This is a genomic window from Ferroplasma sp., from assembly GCF_037442045.1.
Classification (GTDB): domain Archaea; phylum Thermoplasmatota; class Thermoplasmata; order Thermoplasmatales; family Thermoplasmataceae; genus Ferroplasma.
The window spans coordinates 1-1,700 of record NZ_JBBIRC010000090.1; the positions used below are offsets into that span (position 1 = coordinate 1).

Annotated in this window: 2 protein-coding genes; both read left to right on the forward strand. The window is 34.1% G+C overall.

Features of this window, described 5'->3' with window-relative positions; genetic code table 11:
• Positions 1 to 1,425, forward strand: a 1,425-nt coding sequence (locus WKI77_RS07600; RefSeq protein WP_337861221.1) for an MFS transporter, incomplete at its 5' end; no start/stop codon positions are given.
• A 160-nt stretch (positions 1,426 to 1,585) separates the two neighbouring features.
• A partial coding sequence (locus WKI77_RS07605) for a 4Fe-4S dicluster domain-containing protein (protein ID WP_337861222.1) occupies positions 1,586 to 1,700 on the forward strand: 115 nt, incomplete at its 3' end.

Genomic DNA, 1,700 nt, shown 5'->3' on the forward strand with positions numbered 1-1,700 from the left:
AAGAAAATAACTTTAATAGCAGAGGAATGCCGTAAAATTAAAGAAAATATTTATATAGCAATTTTGATTGATTTTGAAATGAAAGGACAACGCTGGATTGTTGATATATTAACATTTTTATTATTTGGGTTTTTGCTATTTGAATTGATAAAAACGGCTGTTTTAATGCCAACAATCAGTAAGGAACTACATTTGAAATTATATCAGACAGGATTACTGCTTGGTATATTTTCTGGTGGCCCAGGAATAATAATGGGATTTTTTGGTGGAATTATAACAGATAAGATAGGTGCTAGATGGGGAGGCATGTTCCCTTTGATAGCCTTCACAGTGGTTACTATAGGTGTCGGTATATCTACAACTTACTCTGAACTTGCTGCAGCAATAATTATTTTTGGTGTATTCGAATCATTCACAAATACAGTGGTTTATAAATTGACCGGAAACTGGTTTGGAAAACATGAAAGAGGGCTTGGAGCTGGTATAACAAATTCAGCTTCCCCATTCTTCACATTTTTGGCGCCTGCTGTAGCCATTCCACTCCTATTGTTTTTCCACGGGAACTTTCACGATGTCTTTCTCCTGTTTGCTGTGTTTTCACTTCCATTATTAATATTATGGGCAATATTTGTGTATGATAGGCCCGAACAATCAAGATTAATGACAATGGGTGAATTAAGGATAATTTATAAGGATGAAGTTGACTCTGGCCTTGTTACAGAAGATGACTTATCCACTGCTTTGAAACAACACATAGGTTTGGATAAAATAAACAAAAATATAAGAGGTTCCGAATCCGTTAAATTTTTAGAAGCTTTTAAATATATTTTTAAAAGCAAGCAAGCCCTTGGTTTAATAATTGGGATTGGAATAATGAATTTAGTATGGGCAAGTTATGCTGAGGTTCTTCCAACATATTTTTCGGATTATATGCTTTACTCTACTTCTACACTTGGTCTGTATACAACAATAACATATTTTGCTGGATTTCTTGGTGCAGTTATCAGTGGATTATTAACATTGAGATACCATAAATTATTGCTGATGAAAATTGGTGTAGTTTTGAGTCTAGTTGCAACAATTCCCTTAATTTTTGTTTATCCAGGAATATCCTCATCAATATTATTGCCAATAACCGCAATAGGTTTTTTTGCCATATTGCTCTATTTCCCTCCATTTTTCTCCTATACCGCTGAATTTTTTGGAAAGGCAGTTCTTGGCAGAGTACTTGGGTTACAGTTTAGCTTCATAGCAGTGGCACTAGCCTTTGGGCCTACAGTAATGCTTATTATTGCAAGCTCAATAAACTGGAGAATATCCTATTTGTTTGTTACATTGATGTTGATAGTTGCTATAATCCTTACATTCACAATAAAAGAGACAAAGGAATTCAAGGAGGCGAAGAAAAAGCTTGAGGCAGAATAAAATTCAAATATTGCTTATTTTTTAATATTTTGTAATTTAATTTCAAGCACTTTATCGGACTTTGTGAAAAATACATTAATTGCTTTAACTTGAAATAATTCCATATAAATTATACGGGAAAGATTTCGGTGACAGCCCCTATACAGGGCCTACTGGAATAATGTGGTCTGCTGTTACAATGAAGAAATATGATAAAGCAATGCTGTGCATGCACTCAGGCGGATGCAAAGAAGTATGCCCCATGAAAATAGACATACCAAAGGTTATAGAAAAAA